The sequence below is a fragment of the Streptomyces sp. GbtcB6 genome (assembly GCF_019091475.1).
Taxonomy (GTDB): Bacteria; Actinomycetota; Actinomycetes; order Streptomycetales; family Streptomycetaceae; genus Streptomyces; species Streptomyces hyaluromycini.
Genome location: NZ_JAGXJL010000074.1, coordinates 15,561 through 38,717, shown reverse-complemented (window position 1 = coordinate 38,717; position 23,157 = coordinate 15,561). Strand labels below are relative to the sequence as shown.

Annotated in this window: 18 protein-coding genes; 11 read left to right on the top strand and 7 right to left on the bottom strand. The window is 70.6% G+C overall.

The annotated features are described in order from the left end of the window. Positions 1–476, top strand: a 476-nt coding sequence (locus KVT45_RS50010; protein WP_217560880.1) for a response regulator transcription factor, incomplete at its 5' end; no start/stop codon positions are given. After that, a complete protein-coding gene (locus KVT45_RS50005) occupies positions 473–682 on the top strand; it encodes a hypothetical protein (RefSeq protein WP_217560878.1) in 210 nt (69 codons plus the stop codon). The genes KVT45_RS50010 and KVT45_RS50005, both read left to right, overlap by 4 nt. 139 nt (positions 683–821) lie before the next feature. On the opposite strand, the gene KVT45_RS57915 is transcribed toward KVT45_RS50005, so the two are convergent. The 4 genes from KVT45_RS57915 to KVT45_RS49985 form a co-directional block, all read right to left on the bottom strand. Then, on the bottom strand, positions 822–3,515 hold the full coding sequence (locus KVT45_RS57915) for an AAA family ATPase (RefSeq protein WP_217560876.1): 2,694 nt from the start codon (positions 3,513–3,515) through the stop codon (positions 822–824). Positions 3,516–3,598: 83 nt separating this feature from the next. Then, positions 3,599–4,648, bottom strand: coding sequence for an MBL fold metallo-hydrolase (locus KVT45_RS49995; protein WP_217560874.1), 1,050 nt, complete (start codon positions 4,646–4,648; stop codon positions 3,599–3,601). A gap of 152 nt (positions 4,649–4,800) precedes the next feature. Further along, positions 4,801–5,220: a hypothetical protein gene (locus KVT45_RS49990; protein ID WP_308311119.1), complete on the bottom strand. Its 420-nt coding sequence runs from the start codon at positions 5,218–5,220 to the stop codon at positions 4,801–4,803. A gap of 93 nt (positions 5,221–5,313) precedes the next feature. Beyond that, a complete protein-coding gene (locus tag KVT45_RS49985) occupies positions 5,314–6,171 on the bottom strand; it encodes a helix-turn-helix transcriptional regulator (RefSeq protein WP_217560872.1) in 858 nt (285 codons plus the stop codon). A 226-nt stretch (positions 6,172–6,397) separates the two neighbouring features. On the opposite strand from KVT45_RS49985, the gene KVT45_RS49980 reads away from it, so the two are divergent. From KVT45_RS49980 to KVT45_RS49970, 3 genes are all read left to right on the top strand, one after another. Further along, positions 6,398–7,273: a helix-turn-helix transcriptional regulator gene (locus tag KVT45_RS49980; protein WP_217560870.1), complete on the top strand. Its 876-nt coding sequence runs from the start codon at positions 6,398–6,400 to the stop codon at positions 7,271–7,273. A 125-nt stretch (positions 7,274–7,398) separates the two neighbouring features. Next, positions 7,399–8,238 (top strand): SDR family NAD(P)-dependent oxidoreductase, encoded by an 840-nt coding sequence (locus KVT45_RS49975; protein WP_217560868.1) that lies wholly within the window; start codon positions 7,399–7,401, stop codon positions 8,236–8,238. 43 nt (positions 8,239–8,281) lie between these two features. Then, positions 8,282–9,064: an SDR family oxidoreductase gene (locus KVT45_RS49970; protein ID WP_217560866.1), complete on the top strand. Its 783-nt coding sequence runs from the start codon at positions 8,282–8,284 to the stop codon at positions 9,062–9,064. Between the two features lie 57 nt (positions 9,065–9,121). On the opposite strand, the gene KVT45_RS49965 is transcribed toward KVT45_RS49970, so the two are convergent. Next, entirely contained in the window at positions 9,122–9,961 is an 840-nt protein-coding gene (locus KVT45_RS49965) for a GntR family transcriptional regulator (protein ID WP_217560864.1), read from the bottom strand. Positions 9,962–10,269: 308 nt separating this feature from the next. Between KVT45_RS49965 and KVT45_RS49960 the strand changes: the two genes are divergently transcribed. The 5 genes from KVT45_RS49960 to KVT45_RS49940 are packed head-to-tail and all read left to right on the top strand — an operon-like array spanning position 10,270 to position 16,396. Beyond that, entirely contained in the window at positions 10,270–11,499 is a 1,230-nt protein-coding gene (locus KVT45_RS49960) for an extracellular solute-binding protein (RefSeq protein WP_217560890.1), read from the top strand. Between the two features lie 32 nt (positions 11,500–11,531). Further along, entirely contained in the window at positions 11,532–12,521 is a 990-nt protein-coding gene (locus tag KVT45_RS49955) for a carbohydrate ABC transporter permease (protein ID WP_217560862.1), read from the top strand. Then, entirely contained in the window at positions 12,518–13,357 is an 840-nt protein-coding gene (locus KVT45_RS49950) for a carbohydrate ABC transporter permease (protein WP_217560860.1), read from the top strand. The genes KVT45_RS49955 and KVT45_RS49950 overlap by 4 nt, the downstream gene beginning before the upstream one ends. A 42-nt stretch (positions 13,358–13,399) precedes the next feature. Then, positions 13,400–14,932, top strand: coding sequence for a beta-N-acetylhexosaminidase (locus KVT45_RS49945; protein ID WP_217560858.1), 1,533 nt, complete (start codon positions 13,400–13,402; stop codon positions 14,930–14,932). A 48-nt stretch (positions 14,933–14,980) separates the two neighbouring features. Further along, the gene (locus KVT45_RS49940; RefSeq protein WP_217560857.1) at positions 14,981–16,396 is read left to right on the top strand and encodes a cellulose binding domain-containing protein; all 1,416 of its coding nucleotides are present in this window, start codon (positions 14,981–14,983) and stop codon (positions 16,394–16,396) included. Positions 16,397–16,464: 68 nt separating this feature from the next. Here the strand turns inward: KVT45_RS49940 and KVT45_RS49935 are convergent, their stop codons facing one another. Further along, the gene (locus KVT45_RS49935) at positions 16,465–19,365 is read right to left on the bottom strand and encodes an alpha-L-rhamnosidase (RefSeq protein ID WP_217560855.1); all 2,901 of its coding nucleotides are present in this window, start codon (positions 19,363–19,365) and stop codon (positions 16,465–16,467) included. A 597-nt stretch (positions 19,366–19,962) separates the two neighbouring features. On the opposite strand from KVT45_RS49935, the gene KVT45_RS49930 reads away from it, so the two are divergent. After that, positions 19,963–21,585 (top strand): glycoside hydrolase family 76 protein, encoded by a 1,623-nt coding sequence (locus tag KVT45_RS49930; RefSeq protein ID WP_254648518.1) that lies wholly within the window; start codon positions 19,963–19,965, stop codon positions 21,583–21,585. Here KVT45_RS49930 and KVT45_RS49925 read toward each other — a convergent pair. Next, complete coding sequence (locus tag KVT45_RS49925) at positions 21,566–23,155, bottom strand: Na+/H+ antiporter (protein ID WP_217560853.1); 1,590 nt, start codon at positions 23,153–23,155, stop codon at positions 21,566–21,568. The genes KVT45_RS49930 and KVT45_RS49925 overlap by 20 nt on opposite strands. Positions 23,156–23,157 lie beyond the last annotated feature (2 nt).

The following is a 23,157-nucleotide window of genomic DNA, read 5'->3' as shown; positions in this document are numbered from 1 at the left end:
GTATCGAGGCGACCCGGAGCATCACCGGCACCGTGGCCTCCCGGGTCCTCATCCTGACCACCTTCGACCTCGACGAGTACGCCTTCGAGGGCCTGCGTGCGGGAGCCTGCGGGTTCCTCCTCAAGGACGTGGTCCCGGCCGTCCTGCACCAGGCGATCCGCGCCGTCGCCTCCGGTGACGCCGTGCTGACCCCGCGCATCACCCGGGGCCTGGTCGACCGGTTCGCCCAGATCGCGCCCTGGCCCCGCGAAGACACCACAGGCGCGCCCTTCGACACGAGTACCGCACGGGAGCGGGACGTCTATCACCACGTCGCGAGCGGTCTGCCCTACGCCGAGATCGCCGAACGGCTCTTAATGACCGAGGCCACCGTGAAGACCCACATCACCCGCATCCTCGCCAAGCTCCAGCTGCGGGACCGGGTGCAGGTGGTGATCTTCGCCTACGAGCACCGGTTGCGTACCCACGGCGCGTGACCCCCGCCGGCGCGCCGCGGGAGCCGCGGCCCGCGGCCCGGGTGACGATCCGGCCGGCGCAGCCACCGTCCCGGCCCCGGCAGCAGCAGAGCGGCGCCGTGGGAGAGCAGCACGGCGCGGCCGAGCCGGCAGGCCGAGGATTCACGGCGACCTTCTTCCGTCACGGCGGCAGGGGCGGGACGGGACGCCGGTACGCGCGGGCGTGATGCGCGGAGGTTCATGAGGTCATCGTGTGCGGACGGCGGACGGCGGACGGCAGCGGTGTCCGGGCGGTGATCACCAGGCGCGGTCAGGATGCGTTCAGGTAGCCGATGACACGGTCGGGACCCATGACACGTACGACCGTCAGGCGCGGCCGCCGTTCGACAGCAGCCGCAGCTCCCGGCCGCGCTGTACCGCCGCCGACCGGTCTCCGGCGCCGAGCTTGGCGTAGATCCGGCGGACGTGGGTGTTCACGGTGTTGAGCGAGACCGACAGCTCGGCGGCGAACTCGGGCCGGGTGAGGTTCGTCGGCAGGTAGCGCAGGATGCGCAGCTCACTCGGGCTGAGCTCCTCGGCCGGCCCCGGAGCCGGCCGGTCGGGCCCGCCCGGGGCGCCGCCACGGACGGCGTCGAGGATGTCGGAGACCAGCGCGGCGTGCGACGTCCTCTGCGGTACCGGCTCAAGCAGCTCCCAGGCGCCGGTCATCGCGAACGGCAGGATCATCCGGTCCGCCTCGGCGAGGTTCAGCGCCTCTTCCACGGCTTCCCCCGCCGCGTGGCCGTCGCCCAGGTCGCGGCAGGCGAGCGCGTCCAGGAGCCGGGCCTCGACCGGAGTGAGGAAGGAGTTGACGGGGGCCCGGTCGGCCAGGACCGGCCGGAGCTCGCGGCGGGCGCCGGCGGGATCCCGCTCGGCGAGACGGATCACCGCTGCCGCGTTGCGTATCTCCCCGGCGGCGGCCTCCCGGTCGTCGAGAGCGGCGAGGTTCGCCCTCGCCTCGCCGACCATCCCGAGCCGGGCCTGAGCCGCCATCGTCCAGGCGGCCACGTGCGACGACAGCCCGTGCCGGCCCACCATGTGCGCCTGCACCTCCTCGGCCGCGGTCAACTCGGCCAGTGCCTCGCGGTGTCGGCCGCGCGCCGCCGGAAGCATCGCGGAGACCAGACGCACCAGCAACCGGACGCCCGGTTCGCCCCCGGACCGCGTGGCCCGCCGCGCGCGATCCAGCCACCGCTCGCCGCGGTCGAACTCGCCCGTGCAGATCAGCGTCCCGGCGAAGGACGCCTGCGCCGGGGCGATCACCGCCTCGGCCTCCCAGCCGTACCGTGCGGCCAGCGCCAGGGCCTGCTCGCACCGCTGCCGGACCAGGGCGAAGGAGCGGTTGCCGGAGGCGAAACCCAGGTGGGCGAGACAGGCCACCTCCAGATAGGGGCGGCCGATGTCACGGGCGAGCGCGGCGCCCTCCAGAAGGTGCCGTTCACTGTCGGCCAGCCGCAGCGACCAGGCCTCGGTGACGCCCAGATTCAGGAGGACGAGAGCCCGCAGATCGCTGGCGAGCGCGACCTCGGTGTTGGACTGGCCGGCGACCCGCGAGGGCAGCGCGTCGGCCTGCTCGAAGACGTCGTCGAAGTGCCCGCGCAGCCGGGCCAGCAGCAGCTCCAGGGAGGCTGCCGCCATCCGCAGCCGAGGACGGAGGCCGACCGGTGCCGTGCCGGCGTACGACCTGGCGATCTCCAGGCGGGCCCGGGCCTCCTCCAGGCGATGCTGGTGCAGATCGGCGTTGGCGTACACCAGGGCGAGCTCAGGGCATTCCTCGCCGGTTCGGGGCGGGAAGTCGCTCAGCAGCGCCACCACGGTTCCGGCCTGCCCGTCGAGCGTGAGGCTGACGGTGTGGTCGGTGAGCAGACGGGCCGCCTCGGCCCAGTCGCCGGCGGCCTGCCGGTGCCGAACGGCGTCGACGGCCTGGGCGTGGTCGGCGAACCAGCGCGCGGCCTGCCGGTGCAGCTCCGGGACGGCCTCCGGGAACGTGCGGCGAAGTTCCAGCCGGAGCAGGTCGGCGAACATGCGGTGGTAGCGGAACCAGGTGCGGCCCGGGTCGAGTGACACGACGAACGCGTTGGCGTCCTCCAGATCCAGCAGGATGCTCCCGGACCCGGTCGCGCCGGTGAGCAGATCGGCCAGTTCGCCGTTGACCCGGTCCAGCAGGGAGGTGCGCAGCAGCAGACGCTGCACGTCGGCCGGTTGCCGCTCCAGCATCTCGGCCATCAGGTACTCGGCGACCGTACGGTGACTGCCGGAGAACTCGGCGACGAACCGTTCGGGATCCGGGTGCCCGGCCAGGGAGAGCACCGCGAGCCGCAGCCCGGCCGCCCAGCCCTCCGTGCGCTGATGCAGCATGCCCGCCACGCGGTCGGGCAGCGCGACTCCGCAAGCGGCGAGGAACTCACGGGTCTCCGCCTCGGTGAAGCGCAGCTGCGCGGCCCGGAGCTCGGCCAGTTCCCCGGCCAGCCGCAGCCTGTGCAGGCGCAGCGGCGGGTCGTGACGGGTGGCCAGGATCGCGTGGACGCCCCGGGGAAGATCCGTCAGCAGGGCCGTGAGCTGCTCGGTGGCCTCCGCCGAGCCGAGTTCGTGCAGGTCGTCGATGACGAGGAAGAAGGTTCCGCCGGACGCCGTCGCCTCGGACAGGATCCTGTCCGTCATGGCGCCGCCGTTGAAGCCGGGCGTCGCGGGCGGCGGCTCGGCGGCACCCCCGGTGCCCGCCGCGGCGCGGACCGCCTCCAGCAGCGCGAGCCAGAACAGCTGTGCGTCCCGCTGGTTCGGTCGCACGGACATGAACGCGACCCGGCGGTCCGCACGCGGACGGTCGGCCCACTCGCGGAGCAACGACGTCTTGCCGCTGCCGGCGGGCGCGGAGACGATCGTCACCCGCTTCTCGGCCGCGCGCTCCAAGGCGGCGACCAGGTCGCGACGGCCGATGAGACCGGGACGGCCCCGCCCCGGTACGCGGACCGGAGCCGCCGCGGCCGGCAGACCGGGTACCGAGCCATGTCTTCCAGGCACGCGGTCAGCCTAGTCGACGCGAAACACCGCACCCCGGCGACGACTTGTCGCGTCGGCCGGCCGCACCGCGATCCCGGTCGTGATCAGGCGTGGACCTGCGAGCCCACGCCGAGGTCGAGGCGGAGTGACTCGAGGATGATGAACGTCGTACTGGCCGTGTAGACATCGGCGGCGGCGAGGACGCCGGTGTACTTCCTGACGACCGGTTCGGCGGCGTAGGCGACCTGGGCGGCCTGGTACTCCTTGACCGCAGCCCACACGTTGTTCCCGTACTTCGTGAAGTACGGGGTGGGGTCGACCGTCGCGAGCGCCTTCTTGACGTTGTCGACGATGTCGTCCACGTACTGCTGGTACACCACCATGTCCTGGCGGGTGCCCAGCCTGCCTATGTGGCCGCCGATGAAGTGCTTCCACGGGTAGCTCATGGCCTTGGCGGGGGCGGCGACGGAGCCGGGGACGTCCTCGTTGAGATTGAAGCTGTCGAAGGGGACCCAGCCGGGCAGGAGGACGTCGACGAGCATCAGGGTGTCGCGCTCGGGAAGGTGGATGTAGACGTTGTCGGGGGTGTGGTTGGTGCCGTGCCAGGCCAGCTCGATGCGCTCCCCGCCGACGCGCAGCGTGTGGCGCTTGTCGAAGGTGATGTCGGGAACCGGCCGGGCCGGGTCGTTGTCGCGGGCCAGGAGCCGTTTGGTCTCGGCGTGGCCGATCCGTACGACGTTGCGGCCGAACAGCGACGACGCGCCGAGATGGTCGGCGTGGTGGTGGGAGTAGACCAGGTGGGTCACTTTGCCGGAGACGCCGTTGGCGGACGCGATCTCGTCGATGGCACGCTGCAGGTTGTGCCCGATGGACGGCGGTGCGTCGAACAGCACGACCCCCTCACGGGTCGTCAGGAACGCCGCCTGGTAGGTGCCGTCGGTCACCCAGTACAGATTCTTCTCGACCCGGCCCACGTAGTAGCCCTGCGCGTTGACGGCGGGACCGAGCGCGGACGGCGGGATCGGCGCGTAGTCGGGCAGCGTGGCGGCCGACGCCTGGCCGGCCAGTGCGCCGTCGGCCAGCGCGGCGACCGTGGGCACGGCCGCGAGTGCCGCGCTGCGGGCAAGGAACGAGCGGCGGTTCGTGGACGACATGGCGGGTTCACTCCGGTCGGTCGATGACACACGGGGGGTGGACGACGTACGGGGGGGTGGCGCGCGTTCAGGTTCGCCGCGGGACAGGTGAGCGGTCCTCACCGGATTCCGGTGATCTCGGTGAGACCGCATGGCAGGGGAACGCCGATCGGTCAGAGGTCTCTGGACCTGATCCAGGCCATCGAGAGCACCAGAGCCGCGCCGATCACGGCACCGCCGAGTTCCAGGGCCGCATCGACAACCAGGTCGGAGCGGTCGGCCACAGCCCAGTCCCCGCCTGCGTAGACCGGTATGCCCGTCACGAGCTCTTCGTCGTCCTGGAAGGTCAGACCTTCGATCTCGCCCCGCCCCTGCCGTCCGCCGGGCAGACGCCACGCGCCCCGGCAGGGGCCGTCCCAGTCGCAGTGGACATGTCCTTCCGTCGCCGTCCGGTGACCGTCGACGAACCGGTAGGTGTTCTTCGCGGCGAACCACAACGGCAGCGTGAGCGCACACAGGCACACGACCAACACCACCCGTTGCCACCACTTGAGACCCGTCATCAGCCCGGCGCTCCACGACAATGGGCCCACGCCCTGCTCCTTGCTCTCTGTGATCCCGGGATCGTCACCTCGTCCCGCCGGGCTTGTCTACAGGAGGTACTGCCACGTGGTCATGCGGTCAGCTCACATGCCCGCGTCCACCGCTCCTGCCCGGGCCTGCTTCGGCCGGGTGGCCATGGTCCTCAGCGTCTCGAAGGCCGCCGCCGTCGGGCCGGCCGGTTCGGCCTGGTAGACCACCAGCTGCTGGTGCGGGGCCCCGTTGACCGTGAAGGCCGCGAACTTGATGTGCAGGTCCCCGACCTGAGGGTGTTTGAGGTGCTTGCCCTCCTGGGACTTGCCCTTGACGTCGTGGAGTTGCCAGAGCGCGGCGAACTCCTCGCTCCGGGCGGACAGTTCCGCCACGACCTCGGCGATGCGGGCGGATTCGGGGTCATGGCCGTAGGCGGCTCTGATCTCGGCGACACAGGAGTGCGCGGCCCGCTCCCATTCCTGGTAGAAGTCGCGCCCCGCCGGGTCGACGAACACCATCCGGGCGAGGTTGTCGAACTTCTCGAAACCGCTGTGCAGGGCGGTGGCCAGGGAGTTGCCCGCCATGATGTCGAGGGCCGGGCCGACGACGAAGGCCGGAGTGTGATCCCATCCGTCCATCAGCTGCAACAGCTGCGGGCTGACCTCCGTGTCGCCCCGGTCGCGGGGGCGCTGCGAGGCGGCCAGGCAGAGGCGGTTGAGATGGTCGGTGGACTCCGCGTCCAGTTTCAGCGCCTGCGCCACGGCATCGAGGACCTGGGGGGACGGGCTGTTCTCGCGCCCCTGTTCCAGCCTGATGTAGTAGTCGGAGCTGACTCCGGCGAGCAGCGCGACTTCCTCTCTGCGCAGTCCCGGCACCCGGCGCCGCCCGTGTTCGGGCAGACCGACGTCGTGCGGCTTCAGGGCTTCTCTGCGGGCTCGGAGAAAATCACCCAAAGGCGTCCCATTGCTCATGCGGCAAGACTAGATGGATTCCGTCCTGTGAGAAGTGCCGGGCGTGCAATATCACATCAGGTCGTGCGTTCGTCGCAGACGGTGAGTCCGTGCCCGAGAGGGCGGGTGGCCGATACGTCAGGCCGTGGTGTCGCACGGTCCTGCCCCATGGGGCCCGTAATCCTGGGTGTAATGCACCCACCGTCGGCGGAACTTTTCCGGGCGCTTTCCGCCTAGCCTCGATGACATGGACAACGACACGCACCTCGACCCGGTGGAAGGGCTGGGTCGTTTTCTCCGCTCCCGCAGAGAACGCCTCAGCCCCGAGGCGGCAGGACTGCTCACCGCCGGCCGGCGAAGGGTGCCGGGGCTGCGACGCGACGAGGTCGCGACGCTCGCGGGGGTCAGCCTGAGCTACTACAGCCGGCTCGAACAGGGCCGTGAGGTGAGTCCGTCGCCCCGGGTCCTCGAGGCCATGGCCCGCGTGCTGCGGCTCGGGGACGAGGACAAGCGGGAACTCTTCCGGCTGGCGCTGCCGTCAGTCCGTCGCACCAGGGCACCCGTCCGGGTCGAGCGTGTCCGGCCGCATCTGCGGCAGCTGATCGAGAGCTGGACCAGGACGCCGGCCTTCATCATCGGCCACGCCCAGGACCTGCTGGCCACCAACGCCCTGGCCGACGCCCTCTACCGTGACTTCGCGCAGCACGACAACGTCCTGCGCATGCTCTTCCTGGACCCCGCCGCGAAGTCCTTCTACCGCAGCCCGGAGCGGGCCAGGCACCGGGCGGTCGCCGACCTCCAGCAGACCGCCGCGAGCACCCCGGAGGACCCCCGCGTCCTGGAGCTGGTCGGTGAGCTGTCGGTGCGCAGCGGCGAGTTCCGCGCCCTGTGGGCTCGCGAGTACACCCGGGTCCCGCCCTACGAGATCAAGCAGGTGTACCACTCCGTCGTGGGGGACCTGGAGCTGCGCCACGAGGCCCTCGACATCCGCAGCGTCCCGGGACAGCAGCTCGTCATCCTGCAGGCCGAGCCGGGCTCCCCCTCCGCCGACGGGCTGGCCCTGCTGGGCTCCGTCGGCGCACCCGGAGTGCCGCGCCGGCAGAACCCCGCGCACGGCACCTGAGCCCCATCCTGGGTGCAGGACTCCCAGGAAAACCGCTGCCTTCATATCGCTCCGGAGGAGGGACAGACTCGAATACGTCAACAGGAAATCCCCCGCAGGGGGAAAAGAACGAAAGAGGTTTTCCCATGGCTACGTGGTTTGTCACCGGTGCCTCCCGCGGAATCGGCGCGGAAATCGCCCGCGCCGCTCTGGCAGGCGGTAACAATGTCGTGGTCGCCGTACGAAATCCGGAGCGGGTACCGGACGATCTGAAGAGTTCCGGCAAGGTCTTCGCGGTCGCCCTGGACGTCACGGACAACGACAGCATTCCGCAGGCGGTCGAGGCGGCCGTGGCGCGGTTCGGCGGTATCGACGTCCTGGTGAACAACGCCGGCCGCGGACTGCTGGGCGCGCTGGAGGAGATCTCCGACGCGGAGGCCCGGTCACTGTTCGACCTCAACGTCTTCGGCCTGATCAACGTCACCCGGGCCGTGCTGCCCGTGATGCGCAAGCAGGGTTCGGGACGGCTGGTGCACATCGGCTCCCGCTCCGGTTTCGAGGGCGAGCCGGGCGTCAGCCTGTACTCGGCGTCGAAGTTCGCGGTCGCCGGCATCAGCGAAGCGCTCTCCGCCGAAATGGCGCCGTTCGGAATCCAGTCGATGGTCGTCGAGCCCGGCGTCTTCCGCACCGACTTCCTGGACGCCAGCTCCCTGTCGGTCGCCGCGAACCGCATCGGCGACTACGACGACACCCCCGCGCACGTGACCCTGGACTGGATCGACCGGGCCAACCACGCCCAGCTCGGCGACCCCGTCAAGGGCGCCGCCCTCATCGTCGAGGTGGCCGCCACCGAGAAGCTGCCCACGCACCTCTACCTCGGGCGCGACACGCTGGAGCGGCTCGACGTCAAGTACCAGCAGGTGCAGGACGACCTCGCCCCGTGGCGCGAGAAGTCCGCGGCCACCGCGCACGACGACGCCGCCTGACACTCCGCCTTCCGACCCCCGTGATCAAAGAGATTGAGGTTTTGTGATGTCTGCTGCCCTGCTCACAGGTACCCCCCTCGCCGGCCGTGTCGCCGTCGTCTCCGGCGCCTCCAGCGGCATGGGTGCCGTCACCGCCGAGCGGCTGGCCGGACTCGGCGCCACCGTGGTCGTACTGGCCCGGCGCAAGGAGCGTCTGGACGGTGTGGTCAAGAACATCGAGGCCGCCGGCGGCACCGCGCTCGCCCTGGCCGTCGACGTGACCGACCGCGCTGCCGTCCAGGCCGCCGCCGACCAGGTCGCCGAGCGCTTCGGCAAGGCCGACCTCGTGTTCAACAACGCCGGTGTCCAGCTCATCTCCGGCATCGAGGAACTCAAGGTCGACGACTGGCAGCGCCAGATCGACCTCAACATCGGCGGCCTGATGAACGTGATCGCCGCGTTCGTCCCGCACCTGACGGAGTCCGCCGCGGCGGGCAGGCCCGCCGACCTGATCAACACCTCGTCGATCGCGGCCACCCGCATCCTGGCGAAGTTCTCCGTCTACTCCGGCACCAAGGCGTACATCAGCCACCTCACCCGGCTGCTGCGCGTCGAACTCGGCCCCAGGATGGTCCGCGTGGCCACCATCGAGCCCGGCATGGTCGACACCGAACTCCCCGACCACGTCACCGACCCCGACGCCTCCAAACTGATGGCCGACCTCATCCACGACATCGACGTCCTGCAGAGCACGGACATCGCCGAGACCGTCGCCTTCATGGCCGCCGTCCCGCGTCACGTCAACCTGACCGAGATCACCATCCTGCCCACCGCCCAGGCCATCTGACATCCGTTCCGGCATGGCGGGGGAGAGCAGCCCGGTGCTGTTCTCCCCCGCAGCGGCTCACGGTGCCGACTGGATGTCGCCGCGTGTGGAGGACGTGATGGTGTCGCCGTGCGCGAAGTCGCCCGGAGGGATGCCGGGATGGTGCCCGACGCCTGCCGACGGCACCGTGGCCGCGGGGCCGAGGGTGAGCCGGGAGACGATGCGGTAGCGGTCTCCGCGGTAGATCGAGTGGACGTACTCGACGGGCTGTCCCGTGGTGTCCGAGGTGAGGCGCTCGAAGAGCAGCGCCGGTGACAGTTCGGGCACGTCGAGCAGTTCGGCCTCGGCCCGGGTGACGACGGTCGGCTCGATCGCCTGGACGGCCTCCTGGACGTGCACGCCGTGCTGTTCGCGCAGGTGCTCGTACAGGTCGCCGGCCTCCAGTTCCCCGGCGGACAGGGCGGGGACCAGACCGGCCTTGATGTGCAGGTGCTCGATGGCCATCGGGGCGCCGTCGACCAGACGCAGCCGCGCCACGTACACGATCTCGGCGGCGGGGGAGATGCGCAGCCTGCGGCCCACGCGCGCGCCCGCCGGGATGGTGGTGAACTCCAGCAGCCGACTCGACCAGGTTCCGGTGGCCCGGGGCACGGTCATGGCCTGCTGCCCGGAGACGAGTTCCTGGGTGATCTTCTCCGGAGCGACGAACATGCCCCGCCCGTGCTCCCGTACCAGCAGCCCCGCGGCGACCAGTTCGTCGGCCGCCGCGCGCAGGGTGGGGCGGGACACGCCCAGGCGGGCGCAGAGGACGCGCTCGGAGGGGATCGCGTCCCCCGGACGCTGTGACTCGACCAGGTCGAGGAGGAAGTCGCGCACTCGCTCCCGTTTGAGCACCGCGCCTGGTTCGTCGGCCGTCATGTCGCGCTCCCTGCTGCCCGGAATCCCAGTTGACCAGTTAACCAGCTGACCAGTGGTCACCTGCAACTGCCCTCTTGGTTCCGGGAAGTGTAACGGCCACCGAGCGGTGATCGTCCGGACTCCGCCTGGTCTGCCCACCAAATGCCGTTGCTGTACGGAGGGTTGACGCCTCAATTGGTCTATGCCACCTTCGTCCTCACATCAAGAGGTGAGCTGACCAGTGGACTTCACTGGTCAGGTGGTCAGGTCATGTCCTCCAGAGGTGAACCGTGAAGCTCCGCTTGTTTGCCGGTGTGTCCGCGCTCCTGATGACGGCCGGGCTCAGTGCCTGCAGTGGCTCCTCCGACGCCTCCGGCGACGGCTCCGGCAAAAACACCACCATCGACGTCTGGCTGATGCGCGACAGTGTCTCGGCACGGTTCCAGAGCGACTTCGTCAAGGGCTTCGAGGCCGCCCACCCCGACATCAAGGTCAAGGTGCAGATCCAGGAGTGGGACGGGATCGGCGAGAAGGTCACTGCGGCCCTCGCCAGCAACGACGCCCCGGACGTCATCGAGACCGGCAACACCCAGGTCGCCCAGTTCGCGCAGAGCGGCGGGCTGCTCGACCTCAGCGCCAAGGTCGGCGAACTCGGCGGGCAGAACTGGCTCAAGGGCCTCGCCGAGCCGGGCTCCTACGAGGGGAAGCAGTACGGCATCCCCTACTACGCCGCCAACCGCGTCGTCATCTACCGCACCGACCTCTTCAAGAAGGCGGGCATCGACGCGGCCGCGATCAAGACCCGCGACCAGTGGATCGCCGCCACCGAGAAGCTCAACACCGGTGGTACGCAGGGCATCTACCTGCCCGGCCAGAACTGGTACACCCTCGCCGGCTTCGTCTGGGACGAGGGCGGCGACCTCGCCACCGAGTCCGGCGGCAAGTGGAAGGGCACGCTGGACACCCCCGAGGCGATCCGCGGCATGGAGTTCTACCAGAAGCTCCAGGCCCTCGGCAGGGGGCCCAAGGACGCCGACGAGGCCAACCCCCCACAGGCGGACGTCATGGCCAAGGGCAAGGTCGCCCAGGTCGTCTCGACACCCGGCGGCGCCAACGTGGTCATCCAGAACAACCCGGCGCTGAAGGGCAAGCTCGGCTTCTTCCCGATCCCGGGCAAGACCGCCGACAAGCCCGGCGCGGTCTTCACCGGCGGCTCCGACCTCGTCATCCCCACGGCCTCCACCAAGCAGGACGCGGCCTACACCTTCATCAGGGAACTCACCGGCGACACCTGGCAGAAGAAGCTCGCCCTCGCCATGAGCTACGTCCCGAACAAGACCACCCTGGCCTCCGCGGTCGCCTCCGACCCGGGCGCCGCGGCCATGGCGGTCGGCGCGGCCGAGGGCCACGCCACACCGAACACGCCCGGCTGGGCCGCGGTCGAGGCCAAGAACCCGATCAAGGACTACATGACGGCCGTGCTCACCGGAGGCGATGTGCACAAGGCTGCCACCACGGCGTCCGACGCCATCACCACGGCGATGAACTCCGGCTCCTGAACCGTCGTCGACGCACGGGAAGGAGAAGTGCCGTGCCGGCAGTCCGAGAGCAGACCGTGTCCCGCCCCCCACTCACCACCCGGCCACCCCGGCGGTCCACCGCCGCGGGCAGGCGCCGCCCGTCGACGGCCGCCGGCCGCGGGATCTGGCCGTACGTCCTGATCGCGCCCGCCGTCCTCGGCATGCTCTACCTGCTCGTCTATCCCCTGGTCCGCGCTGTGGTGATCTCGCTCCAGGACTTCGGTCTGCGCCAGCTCATCCTGGGCGACGCGCGGTTCGTCGGACTCCGGAACTACGAGACGCTGCTGGGCGACGGCCGCTTCTGGGAGGTGGTGCGCCGGACCTTCCTCTTCATGGCGGTCAACGTCGTACTGATCATGGTGCTGTCCACCCTGGTCGCGCTCATGGTCGAGCGGCTGGGCCGGTTCGGGCGGACCGCGGTCCTCAGTGCGCTCGTGCTGACCTGGGCGATGCCCGTCATCGCGGCGACCACCGTCTTCCAGTGGCTGTTCCACTCGGAGTTCGGCATCGTCAACGCGGTCCTGACCGACCTGGGGTTCGAGTCCTTCCACCGCTACCCCTGGTTCGCGCACGGCCCGGCCGCCTTCGCGATCGTGGTCGTCCTCGTCGTGTGGCAGTCCGTGCCGTTCGCCGCGATCACCCTGTACTCGGCCCTCACCACCGTCCCCACCGAGCTGTACGAGTCGGCGCGGCTCGACGGGGCGTCGGGGCCGCGGATCTTCCGCTCGATCACCCTCCCGATCGTCCGGCCGATCTTCCTGCTGGTGCTCTCGCTCGAAGTGATCTGGACGTTCAAGGCGTTCGTCCAGATCTGGGTGATGACCAACGGCGGGCCCGGCGACGCCACCACGATCCTGCCCGTGTACGCGGTCCAGACCGCCCTGTCGAGCCAGCGCTACGACCTCGGCTCGGCGGCCTCCATGGTCACCGTCGTGCTGATGTCGGGCGTGCTGGTCCTCTACTTCCGTCAGATGTTCCGCCAGGAGGACGAGCTCGCATGAGCACCACCCGGCCCCGCATCCGCCGCCTGCCCCTGAACGCCGCCGCCGTCGTCACGGTCGTGGTCTGCCTGTTCCCGGTCTACTGGATGGTCGCCACCGCGTTCACCCCGACCCGCGACATCCAGTCCGGCAACCCCCGGATCATTCCCGGGAGTTGGACCCTCGACCACTTCCGCACCGCCGTCGGCGCCGCCGGCTTCGGCCTGTTCTGGCGCAACAGCATCCTCGTCACGCTGAGCGCCGTCCTGCTCGCCCTCGTCATCGCGCTCGGCGCCGCCTACGCGGTCGCCCGGATGCGGTGGAGGGGACGGCGGCAGTTCATGCTCATGGTCTTCATCGCCCAGATGGCGCCCTGGGAGTCACTGATCATCCCCGTGTACATCATCTCCCGGGACACCGGCATGCTCGACCGGCTGCCGACCCTGACCCTCGTCTACTTCATGATGACGCTGCCCTTCACCGTCATCGTGCTGCGCGGCTTCATCGGCACGATCCCGCCGGAGCTGGAGGAGTCCGCCCAGGTCGACGGCTGCACCCGGCTCGGCGCATTCCGGCACATCGCGTTCCCGCTCCTTGCCCCGGGCCTGATGGCCACCTCGCTGTTCGGCTACATCACCGCCTGGAACGAGTTCGCGTACGCCAACTTCCTGATCATCAAGCAGCAGGACCACCGCACCCTGCCCGTCTGGCTGTCCTCGTTCCAGAACGTCTTCGGCACCGACTGGGGCGCCACCATGGCCGCCTCGACCCTCTTCGCCGCCCCCGCACTCGTGGTGTTCCTGCTGCTCCAGCGCCATGTCACCGCCGGCTTCGCGGCCGGCGCGGTCAAGGGCTGACCACACACCAGCCCCCACGCGACCCGCTCCCGGAGGCGCCCCATGCCCGCACACCGATCTGCGCTCTCCCTCGTCCCCCGCCCCGCCAAAGCCGTACTCCGGCCGGGGCACTTCACGCTCGACGCCGACACCGCGCTGCACATCGGAGCGGGCGCCGAACCGGCCGCGGAACTGCTGCGGACCCTGCTCGCCCCCGCCACCGGACTGCCCCTGCGACCGTCCCCGGACGGACGGTTCACGCTGGCGCTCGCCCCCGGGCTCACCGGTCTCGGCGACGAAGGGTACGGGCTCACCATCGCCCCGCACACCGTGCTGCTGCGCGCCGCGCACCTCACCGGCCTGCTGCGCGGCGTCCAGACGATCCGTCAACTCCTGCCCCCCGAGGCCCTGTCGGAGACCCCGCGGCCCGACACGCGGTGGCTGCTGCCCTGCGTCGAGATCACCGACGTCCCGCGGCACCCCTGGCGCGGCGCGATGCTGGACGTGGCACGCCACTTCCAGCCCGTCTCCTATCTGCGCCGCTACGTCGACCTGCTGGCCCTGCACAAGATCAGCGTGTTCCATCTGCACCTCACCGACGACCAGGGCTGGCGGATGCCGGTCACCGCCCGGCCCAAGCTCACCGAGATCGGCGGCCATCGTGCCGAGTCGCAGCAGGGCCCGGCCGGCAGCGGCACGTTCGACGGCGTCCCGCACGGAGGGTCGTACACGCGGGCCGAACTGAGCGGCCTGGTCCGGTACGCGGCCGCTCGCGGCGTCACCGTCATGCCGGAGATCGAGATGCCCGGACACGTACGCGCGGCCCTCGCCGCCTATCCCGGACTGGGCAACCAGCCGGAGCGCAGCCTCGACGTCTGGACGCGCTGGGGAGTGTGCGACACCGTCCTCGGCGTCCACGACGAGGTCCTCGACTTCTGCCGCGACGTCCTCGACGAGGTCATGGACGTCTTCCCCTCGCCGTACATCCACATCGGCGGCGAGGAGTGTCCCACCACCGAGTGGACGCACAGCGCCGCCGCGCGCGAACGGGCGTCGGCGGAGGGCCTGCCGAACCCCGAGGCCCTGCACGGCTGGTTCCTCGGGCAGATCGGCGAGTTCCTCGTCCGGCGTGGCCGCCGCCCGGTCGGCTGGGCCGAGACCGGCGCCGAACTGCCCCTCGACTTCACCGTGATGACCTGGCGCGACGCGTCCCACACCCTGACGGCGGCACGCCGCGGCCACCCCGTCGTCAGCGCGTACCACCGGGCCACCTACCTCGACCACGCCCAGACCGCCGACCCGCACGAGCCGCCGGCCCAGCCCGGAACCGTCGTCGATCTGCGCGCCGCCCACGCCCATGACCCCGTACCCGAGGACGCCGAACCGGACGTGGCCGGGCGGGTGCTCGGCACCCAGGCCCAGCTGTGGACCGAGTTCGTCACGACGCCCGCCCACATCGAGTACCTCACCTACCCCCGGCTGTGTGCCCTCGCCGACCGCGCCTGGAGCGGCACCACCGACTGGGCCGACTTCCGCTCCCGCCTCGACGGGCACACCGCCCGGCTCGACGTGCTCGGCGTCCAGCGCCACCCCTGACCTGTCCGATTCCGGGAATCACCCCCACCTTTCTGGAAAGGAACCACGATGAGACTCACCAAGAACCGGCTGCGCGCCACCGCGTCCGCCGCCGTCGCGGTGGCCATGGGCGCCGCCGCGCTCGCCGCTCTCCCGGCCACCGCGAGCGCGGCCGGCGACGGACTGAGCGTCCAGTACCGTACGAGCGCCACCGGCGCCAGCGCCGACCAGGCCGAGCCCTGGTTCAAGGTGAAGAACACCGGCACCACCACGGTGCAGTTGGCGAGCGTCAGGATCCGCTACTACTTCAAGGCCGACTCGGCGAGCGCGAGTTACCGCTTCGCCTGTTCCTGGGCCGTCAAGGGCTGCGCCAACGTCACCGGCACCTTCGGCACGCTCGCCAACCCGACGGCAACGGCCGACCGCTACCTGGAGATCGGCTTCACCTCCGGTGCCGGCACCCTCGCTCCGGGCGCCGACACCGGCGACATGCAGCTGCGCTTCTACCAGTCGACGTGGCAGCCGCTGGTCCAGAGCGACGACTACTCCTTCGGCGCCTCCCAGACCTCGTACGGCGACTGGTCCAAGGTCACCGCACAGCTGTCCGGCACCACCCTGTGGGGCCAGGCCCCCGCCGGCAACGACCCGACGGACCCGCCCACCGACCCTCCGGCCACCGGCGCCACGCTGTTCGACGACTTCAACTACAGCGCCTACGACGACCCGAAGATCTCGGCGCACGGCTGGAGCGTGCGCTCCGCCTCCGGCGGCCCCGGCGTGTCCGGCGCCACCTGGGCGCCCGGGAACGTCACCTTCGCCACCTCCAGCGGCAACTCCGTCATGAACCTGGAGACCTCGACATCGGGCACCGCCGAGAGCACCAAGCAGACCGAGGTCGTCACCAACGCGCGGAAGTTCAAGAACGGCACCTACGCGGCCCGGGTCAAGTTCAGCGACGCACCCAAGTCCGGCCCGGACGGCGACCACCTCGTCCAGACGTTCTTCACCATCAACGACCTCACGGCACCGATGGCGGACGACTACTCCGAGTACGACTTCGAGTACCTCCCCAACGGCGGCTGGGGCGAGTCGTCGAACATCCTCTACACGACGTCCTGGGAGACCTACCAACCCGACCCGTGGGTGGCGGTCAACCAGCACACCGAGGGCCGGCAGAGCTACGGCGGCTGGCACGACCTGGTGCTGACCATCGACAACAACAACATCAAGTACTACATCGACGGACAGCTCTTCGGCACGCATGACGCCGCGTACCTGCCGGAGCGACCGATGTCGATCAACTTCAACCAGTGGCTGATCGACTTCGGCGGCCTGACCAGCTCCACCGCGCGGGCCTACGACGAGCAGGTCGACTACGTCCTGCACGTCAAGGACCAGGTCCTCACACCGGCGCAGGTCGCCGCCAAGGTGGCGGCGTACCGCGGCGCGGGCACCACCTTCGAGGACACCGTGCCCAGCAGCTGACACCGGCGCACCCCGAGTGATCCGGCGGCCCGCGCACCGCGCGCGGGCCGCCGGGAGCGTCGCCCTCCTCAGGAGGCGAGGTAGCAGCCCTTCCGTACCCCCGGCAGCGGATCCGTGCCGCCGAACGCCGTCGTCGTGCAACTGGTGCCGCCGGTGAACGACCTGTAGACGAAGGTGCCGCGCGCGCCGTAGGCCACGGTCTGCTGCCCGCTGAAGGCGCAAGTACCGGTCTCGTCGGAGCAGTTGGTGGCGTAACCGGCCGGGCCGCCGCCGGCGGTGTAGCAGGCTTTCGACTCGCCGGGGATCGGGTCGCCGAACTTCGCGTCGGTGCACGGGGTGTCGCCGGTGGCCTTGAGCGTGGTGAACGCTCCGAACGCGCCGTACATCACCGGCTGTCCGGCGGCGGCCGCGCATGTGCCGTTCTGGTCGGCGCACTTGGTCCAGCCGCCGGCCGGTGCTCCGGCGGGCGGCAGGTAGCAGGACTTGGCGACGCCGTCGACGGGGTCGCCGAAGTGCGCGTTGGAGCAGGCGACGGACCCGTTGGTGACCTGGTGCACGAAGTTGCCGTTGGCGCCGTAGACGACGTCACGGTTGTAGCCGGGCACGGCGCAGGTGCCGTTCTCGGCCGCGCAGACGGTGTAGCCGGGCGGGCCGCCCGCGTCGGCGACGTAGCAGGACTTGACGAGATTCGGCGCCGGGTCGCCGCCGAAGGAGTCGTTGGCGCAGGCGGTGCTGCCGGTCACGGTCTTGTACGTGTACGTTCCGGCGCCGTAGGCCACCGAGCGGGTGCCGCTGAAGGAGCAGGTGCCGCCCTCGCCCGCGCACCGGGTGTAGCCCGCGCGCAGCGCACCGGCGGTGGCGGGGTCGGCGGGTGCGGCGGGGTTGCCGAGGCCGGTGGCGGTCACCGTGTAGCTGCCCGGGGCGACGCCGGTGAGGTAGACGTAGGTGTCGTCCTGGCTCGCGCCGGTGATGCCGGAGGTGGGGGTGAAGGATCCGTTGCTCCACACGACGGTGCCGTTCACGGACACCGAGACGTTGCCGCCGCCGGACTTCGGGACGCCGATACGGCCGGTGGTCCCGGCCGGGCTGGTCAGGTGCGCCGTATAGGTGCCGGCGGCGGGGTCGCGGGACCAGGAGGCGTCGACGGCGCCCTGGGGCAGGGTGATACGGCCCTCGGCGCTGGTCAGGTCACCGGGGTGCGGGACGAAGCGGTAGGCGCCGGTCGCCGACTCGGGTGCGGTGCCCAGCACGTCGAAGGTGAGCGTGGAGGTGGGCGCGGAGGACCAGCCGTGGGCCAGGCTCATGAACGAACCGCCGTAGGCGAGTCCGCCGTCGGCCTTGACGCCCTCCCAGAAGGTGCTCTTCGTGCCGATGTCGCTGTCGAGCATGTGCCCCCAGGTGCGCCGGATCTGGTCCAGGGCGGTGTAGTCGTCGTTCGCCGTGAAGCGGGCGTTGAGCTCCATGCCGCCCGCGAACGGCGAGACGTTGCCGCCCCATTCGGGAGTGGTGGGGCCGTACGCGCCCCAGTTCTTCCCGAGCCCCGCGACAACGCTCTGTGCCTTGGCCGCGGAGTCGGTCAACCCGTACCAGACCGCGAGGGAGTTGCCGTCCTGCGGATACAGACCGCTGGTGGGGTTGTCCTTGTACATGCCCTTCGAGGCGTCCCACAGACGGGAGTTGGCCGCGGCCTTGATCGCGTCCGCCTTGCCGGTCCAGCTCGCGGCGAGCGCGCTGTCGCCCTCGGCCGTGGCCAGGGTCGCGCCGCCCCTGAGCGCGGCGTACAGCAGCGCGTTGGCGGAGATGTTCTCACCGCCCTGGCCGACACGGGCCCAGTCCTGGGTGCGGGTCACGTCGAGCAGGTTGTTGCCGTCGATCTTGTTGGTGATGAAGGCCATCCCGCGCTTGTAGTCGGCCCATTCCGAGTCAAGCCACGCCCGGTCCGCGGTGTACGTGTAGTACGTCGAGGTGCCCAGCAGCGTCCAGGTGTGGTAGGTGTCCGAGCCGGTGAGGTTGAACGGCGGCCCCGACCACGGGATTTCACCCTCCGCCGACTGCGCGTCGTACATCGTGGTGAGCGCGTTGCGGGTGGAGGTGAGGTCGCCGGAGTACGCGTACTGGGTCGGCACGGCGATGCCCATGTCGCCGGGCCACACCGTGCGGTCCCGCTTGGCGCCGTCGACCAGGACGGAGTCGCCCACGCCGACGGTCGCGCTGTTGTCCCAGGCCGAGGCCGGCGGGGGCCAGGCGCGGCCCTGGTCCGAGGCGATCGTGTTGAGCTGCACCGTGTAGGCCCCGGCGTACCAGATGCGGTTGAGCAGGTCGTCGCTGGAGTGGAAGTAGTTGGGATAGTCGGCCGGGTTCGATTTCCCGGGCGCCGCGGTGAAGGCGAGGCTGACGCCCTTGAGGTCCACCCAGCCCGAGGTGTCGAGGAAGACGGTCAAGTAGCGGAATCCGCCGCGGAGTTGGGCGGTGGGCACGGTGTAGGTGCCATTGGCGGAGGCCGTGGCGTAGAGGGCGCCGTCCTCGCCGTCCCGGCCGCTGCTGCGGTCGCTGTTGTTGCCCGCGTACAGGGACGACTCGCTGAAGGCCAGCCCGACCCGTTGACCGCTGTCGCTCACACTCCCGAAGGACAACGTTGCCAGGCCGCCGACCTCTTCGCCGAAGTCGAGGGTGACGGCCGACTGCGAGCCGGAGATCCGGGTCGGCTGTCCGCTCAGCACGTTCTGCGGGTTCGCGACGCTGCCGGACGTCCGGTAGACGGCGGTCGGCTTCACGGTGCGTGAGGTCGGCGAGTAGTTCAGGGGGTCGACTGCCGCCGCCCGGACGCCCGTTGAGGTCCCCGCGGCGGATACCGGCACGATATCGGCGGACGGGGCGGGGCCCACGGCGAGCGTGGCGGCCGCGGCGACGGCCAGGCCGAGCAGATGATGCCGGCCCGGCGGTCTGCTCAGCGGTGATCGACGGCGCATGGAGACCTCCTGGGTGGGGGGTGCGGGTACCTGGGGAAGCACAGTGTCTGAAACGATTCAAATCCGCGCCGTGCGAGGCCCGGTGCGGGTTGCGACAGGTGGATGCACGAGGGGCCTCGCCGAAGTTCCACCGATGATGGGCGCCCGAAATCCGGGTGTCAACCCGTCGCGGCCGCCTCGTAACTCCCTTCGAGAAGGCTGCCCTTGTGGCATTGACAGGACCTCGCCAAGCCGGTTCACTGCCTCGTTGACAGGTATGGACCAGTGCTCGAATCCGGCCCGGCTCGACCAGAGCCGTCGGCCCCCGTCACGCGCGCCGACCGTCGTCCCCCCATCGCGAAATCGAGGCGAGTCCTGGTGTCCTCACGCCGCTCAGACATCGTTGTCGTACCACGCTTTCTCGGCTTCCTGCTGGCGGTCGCGCTCGCGTTCGCCGCCCTCGTGCCGGCCGCGACGCCCGCGTCCGCCGCCGCCCAGGTCTGCGTACTGGCCTGTGACACGCTCGACCCCGCGCAGGCCCGGCAGGAGACCTTCCCGGTACCGGACAAGGACCTCAACGGCCGTCGTCTGGAACTGCACGTGTCCGACGCGGACGACATGGCGTGGGCCAGCATCGACGACGGCGTGACCGGGGACTCGGTGTGGCTGGACCGCTCCTGGGACGGCGGCGCGACCTGGGAGGGACTGCTCGGCAAGGCGAGCATCCCGGGTGCCTGGACCGGCACCAGGACGCTGATGTACAACATCACCGACCCCCGCAACCACCGCCGAGGGCTGGTCCGGGCCTGCGGCGACGCGGCAGGGGTCGGCTGCACGAACTGGGTCTATCCCACCGTCTGCGACACCCTCTGCGACGGCACGAGCGCAGGCCGAGCGGCCGGCGACGACCAGCCCGTACCGTCCACGAGCCTCTACGGCCGCACGATCCGGCTGCACGTCGACCAGCAGAACTCCATGGCCTGGGCGAGCATCGACACCGGTGGCGCCGGTGACGAGATCTGGCTCGACCGCTCCTGGGACGGCGGTTCGACCTGGCCGGACGGCTCCTCCCTCGGCCGTACCAGCACCCCCTCCGGAGCCACCGGCACCCGCACCGCGATGTACGCCACCCGCGATCCGCGCGGCCTCCTCTACGGCGGCGCGGTCCGCGCCTGCGGCCGGGAGGCGAGCCACAACGAGGGCAGCTGCACCGCGTGGGTCAGGCCCGCACCGACCAGGGCGCGCGCGGCGGCGGACGCGCTGATGTCGTCGTACGACCCCTACAACGGCTGGTGGCCCAGCAGTTGGTGGAACTCGGCCGCCACCCTCACCGCCCTCGTCGACTTCGCGAGGACCACCGGCACGCACGACTACGACTGGGCCATCGCGCGCACCTTCGACCAGAACAAGGGCGCCTTCGCCGCCGGGGTGCGCAGTTCGGACGCGATCGAGGGCGACTTCATCAGCCGTTCCATCGACGACTCGGGCTGGTGGGCGATCGCCTGGATCGACGCGTACGACTACACCGGCGACTCCCGGTATCTCAATGAGGCCGTGACCATCGCGAACTACGTCCAGCAGTACTGGGACACCAGTACCTGCGGCGGCGGCGTGTGGTGGGACCGTGAGCGGACCTACAAGAACGCGGTGACGAACGGGCAGTACCTGTGGCTGACCACCGCCCTGCACCAGCGCATCCCGGGCGACACCGTGTGGCTCCAGCGGGCGAGGACGTCCGCCGCCTGGTACAAGTCCAGCGGGATGATCAACTCCTCGGGTCTGGTGAACGACGGCCTGACCTCTGCCTGCGCCAACAACGGTTCCACCGTGTGGAGTTACAACCAGGGGCTGGCCATCGGCGGTTTCACCGAACTGTGGAAGTCCACCGGGGACAGCTCGCTGCTGACCACCGCGCGGACCCTGGCCGACGCCGCGATCGGCAACCCCGCGCTGACCGTCGGCGGAGTGCTCACCGAGTCCTGCGACGTCGGCTCGGCGTCCTGCGACGACAACCAGAAGCAGTTCAAGGGCATCTTCCTGCGAAACCTCGCCGACCTGGCGACCGCCACCGGCGCCGGCGCCTACCGGAGTTACGTCCAGAATCAGGCGGACACCCTGTGGGCACGGGACCGGACCTCCCTCAACGCCCTCGGCGAACGCTGGGCCGGCACCAGCCCGAACCAGACCGACTGGCGGACCCAGGCCAGTGCCCTGGGAGCGCTCACCGCCGCCGCGGGGTGACGGCGGAACCGGCTGAGGGACCTGCCTTGCCCCTCAGCCGGACCTCCTCCACGTCGAGCATGCGCTGGACGGTACGCAGGACGATGTCGTCGATACGGCCTGCGTCGCGCAGGTCCGTGAGCGTGTCCCGCTTGACCTGGAGCAGGGCGAGTTCGAGGCGCCGCACGCTCTCCCGACGTCGCGCGGTGCCGGGAGCGGGGGCCGTACGGTCCTCGATGTCCTGGACCATGCGCCGGGTGTCCTGCTCGGCGACCCCGAACCGTTGCGCCAGCTCCGGAAGGGCGTGCAGTGCGGCACCGCTCATACGGCAGCGCACGAGGGTGAGTTCGGCGGTCTTGTCCGTGTCCTCGGGGAAACGGGCCCGGCGGACCACGGCCGGCAGCGTGGGACCGAGGACCACCAGGGTGACGACGATGACGACGGCGGTGAGGAACACCACCGCGTCACGCTGCCCGACGACATGTCCCTCCGCCGTCGTGGCGGGCACGGTCAGTGCCGCGGCCAGCGAGATGGCGCCCCGCATCCCCGCCCACGCCAGCGGCAGCCGCTGCCGCCCGGTGATCCGGCGCCCGCGCTGGAGGGGACGCCGGTCCAGGAGCCTGACGAGATAGGGGACCGAGTAGAACCACGCGATCCGGGTCCCGATCACGGCGACGCTCACGGCGAGGGCGGCGAACGTCGCCCGGACCAAGGAGACGGAGGTCAACGCGCGCACTGCTGAAGGCAGTTGGATACCCACGAGGACGAACAGGGCGCTGTTGAGCAGATAGCTGGACACTTCCCAGAAGGCGACGGCCTGGATACGGGCGTCGGGACCGATGACACGAGGGCCGAACCGGGTGGTCACCAGGCCGCAGGTGACGACGGCGAGGACGCCGGACACGTGCAGGAGTTCGGCGGGCAGGTAGGCCAGGAAAGGCGTGGCGACACTCAGCACGCTGTGCAGCAGGGGGTCGGGCAACCGGCGCCTGACCGGGATCAGGAGCAGGGCGACCGCGCCGCCGGCCAGGACTCCGCCGGCGTAGGACCCGGCGAAGGCGACCGCCGTGCCCGACCAGGAGAAGGGCCGCTCGTCGGTGACGGCATCGACGGCCACCGCCAGCAGGACCAGCGCGGTGCCGTCGTTCAGCAGGCTCTCGGTGCGCAGCACGGTCAGGATGCGGCGCGGCATGGCCCTGGCGACGGCGGCGACGGCCGCGGCGTCGGTCGGGGCCAGAACGGCACCGAGGACGAAGGCGACGGGCCAGCCGTAGCCCAGCGCATGGGCGACGGCCGCGACGGCGACGGCCGTTGCCAGGACCAGCCCGGTGGACTGCAGGGCGATGCTGCGGAAGTTGTCGCGGATCTCGCGGACCGAGGAGGTGAGCGCCTCCCAGTACAGCAGGGCGGGCAGAAAGAGGAACAGGACGACCTCGGGGGACAGCGCGAACGACGCGAAGGGCGGCGTGAGTCCCACGAGGCAGCCCGCGCCGAGCAGCAGAAGCGGTTCGCTCAGGCCCGTACGACGCGACAGCCAGCCCATCAGGAGCACACCGACGGCGACGACGGCGATCAGTTCCAGGCTTGCCATGG

Bases quoted from the DNA above. Each gene is read 5' to 3' on its own strand.
- KVT45_RS49930 (WP_254648518.1), top strand. From the start codon at position 19,963: ATGGCGTGGGCCAGCATCGACGACGGCGTGACCGGGGACTCGGTGTGG.
- KVT45_RS49980 (WP_217560870.1), top strand. From the start codon at position 6,398: ATGGACAACGACACGCACCTCGACCCGGTGGAAGGGCTGGGTCGTTTT.
- KVT45_RS49925 (WP_217560853.1), bottom strand. From the start codon at position 23,155: ATGGCAAGCCTGGAACTGATCGCCGTCGTCGCCGTCGGTGTGCTCCTG.
- KVT45_RS49935 (WP_217560855.1), bottom strand. From the start codon at position 19,365: ATGCGCCGTCGATCACCGCTGAGCAGACCGCCGGGCCGGCATCATCTG.
- KVT45_RS49950 (WP_217560860.1), top strand. From the start codon at position 12,518: ATGAGCACCACCCGGCCCCGCATCCGCCGCCTGCCCCTGAACGCCGCC.
- KVT45_RS49975 (WP_217560868.1), top strand. From the start codon at position 7,399: ATGGCTACGTGGTTTGTCACCGGTGCCTCCCGCGGAATCGGCGCGGAA.
- KVT45_RS49960 (WP_217560890.1), top strand. From the start codon at position 10,270: ATGACGGCCGGGCTCAGTGCCTGCAGTGGCTCCTCCGACGCCTCCGGC.
- KVT45_RS49965 (WP_217560864.1), bottom strand. From the start codon at position 9,961: ATGACGGCCGACGAACCAGGCGCGGTGCTCAAACGGGAGCGAGTGCGC.
- KVT45_RS49945 (WP_217560858.1), top strand. From the start codon at position 13,400: ATGCCCGCACACCGATCTGCGCTCTCCCTCGTCCCCCGCCCCGCCAAA.
- KVT45_RS49940 (WP_217560857.1), top strand. From the start codon at position 14,981: ATGAGACTCACCAAGAACCGGCTGCGCGCCACCGCGTCCGCCGCCGTC.
- KVT45_RS49985 (WP_217560872.1), bottom strand. From the start codon at position 6,171: ATGAGCAATGGGACGCCTTTGGGTGATTTTCTCCGAGCCCGCAGAGAA.
- KVT45_RS49995 (WP_217560874.1), bottom strand. From the start codon at position 4,648: ATGTCGTCCACGAACCGCCGCTCGTTCCTTGCCCGCAGCGCGGCACTC.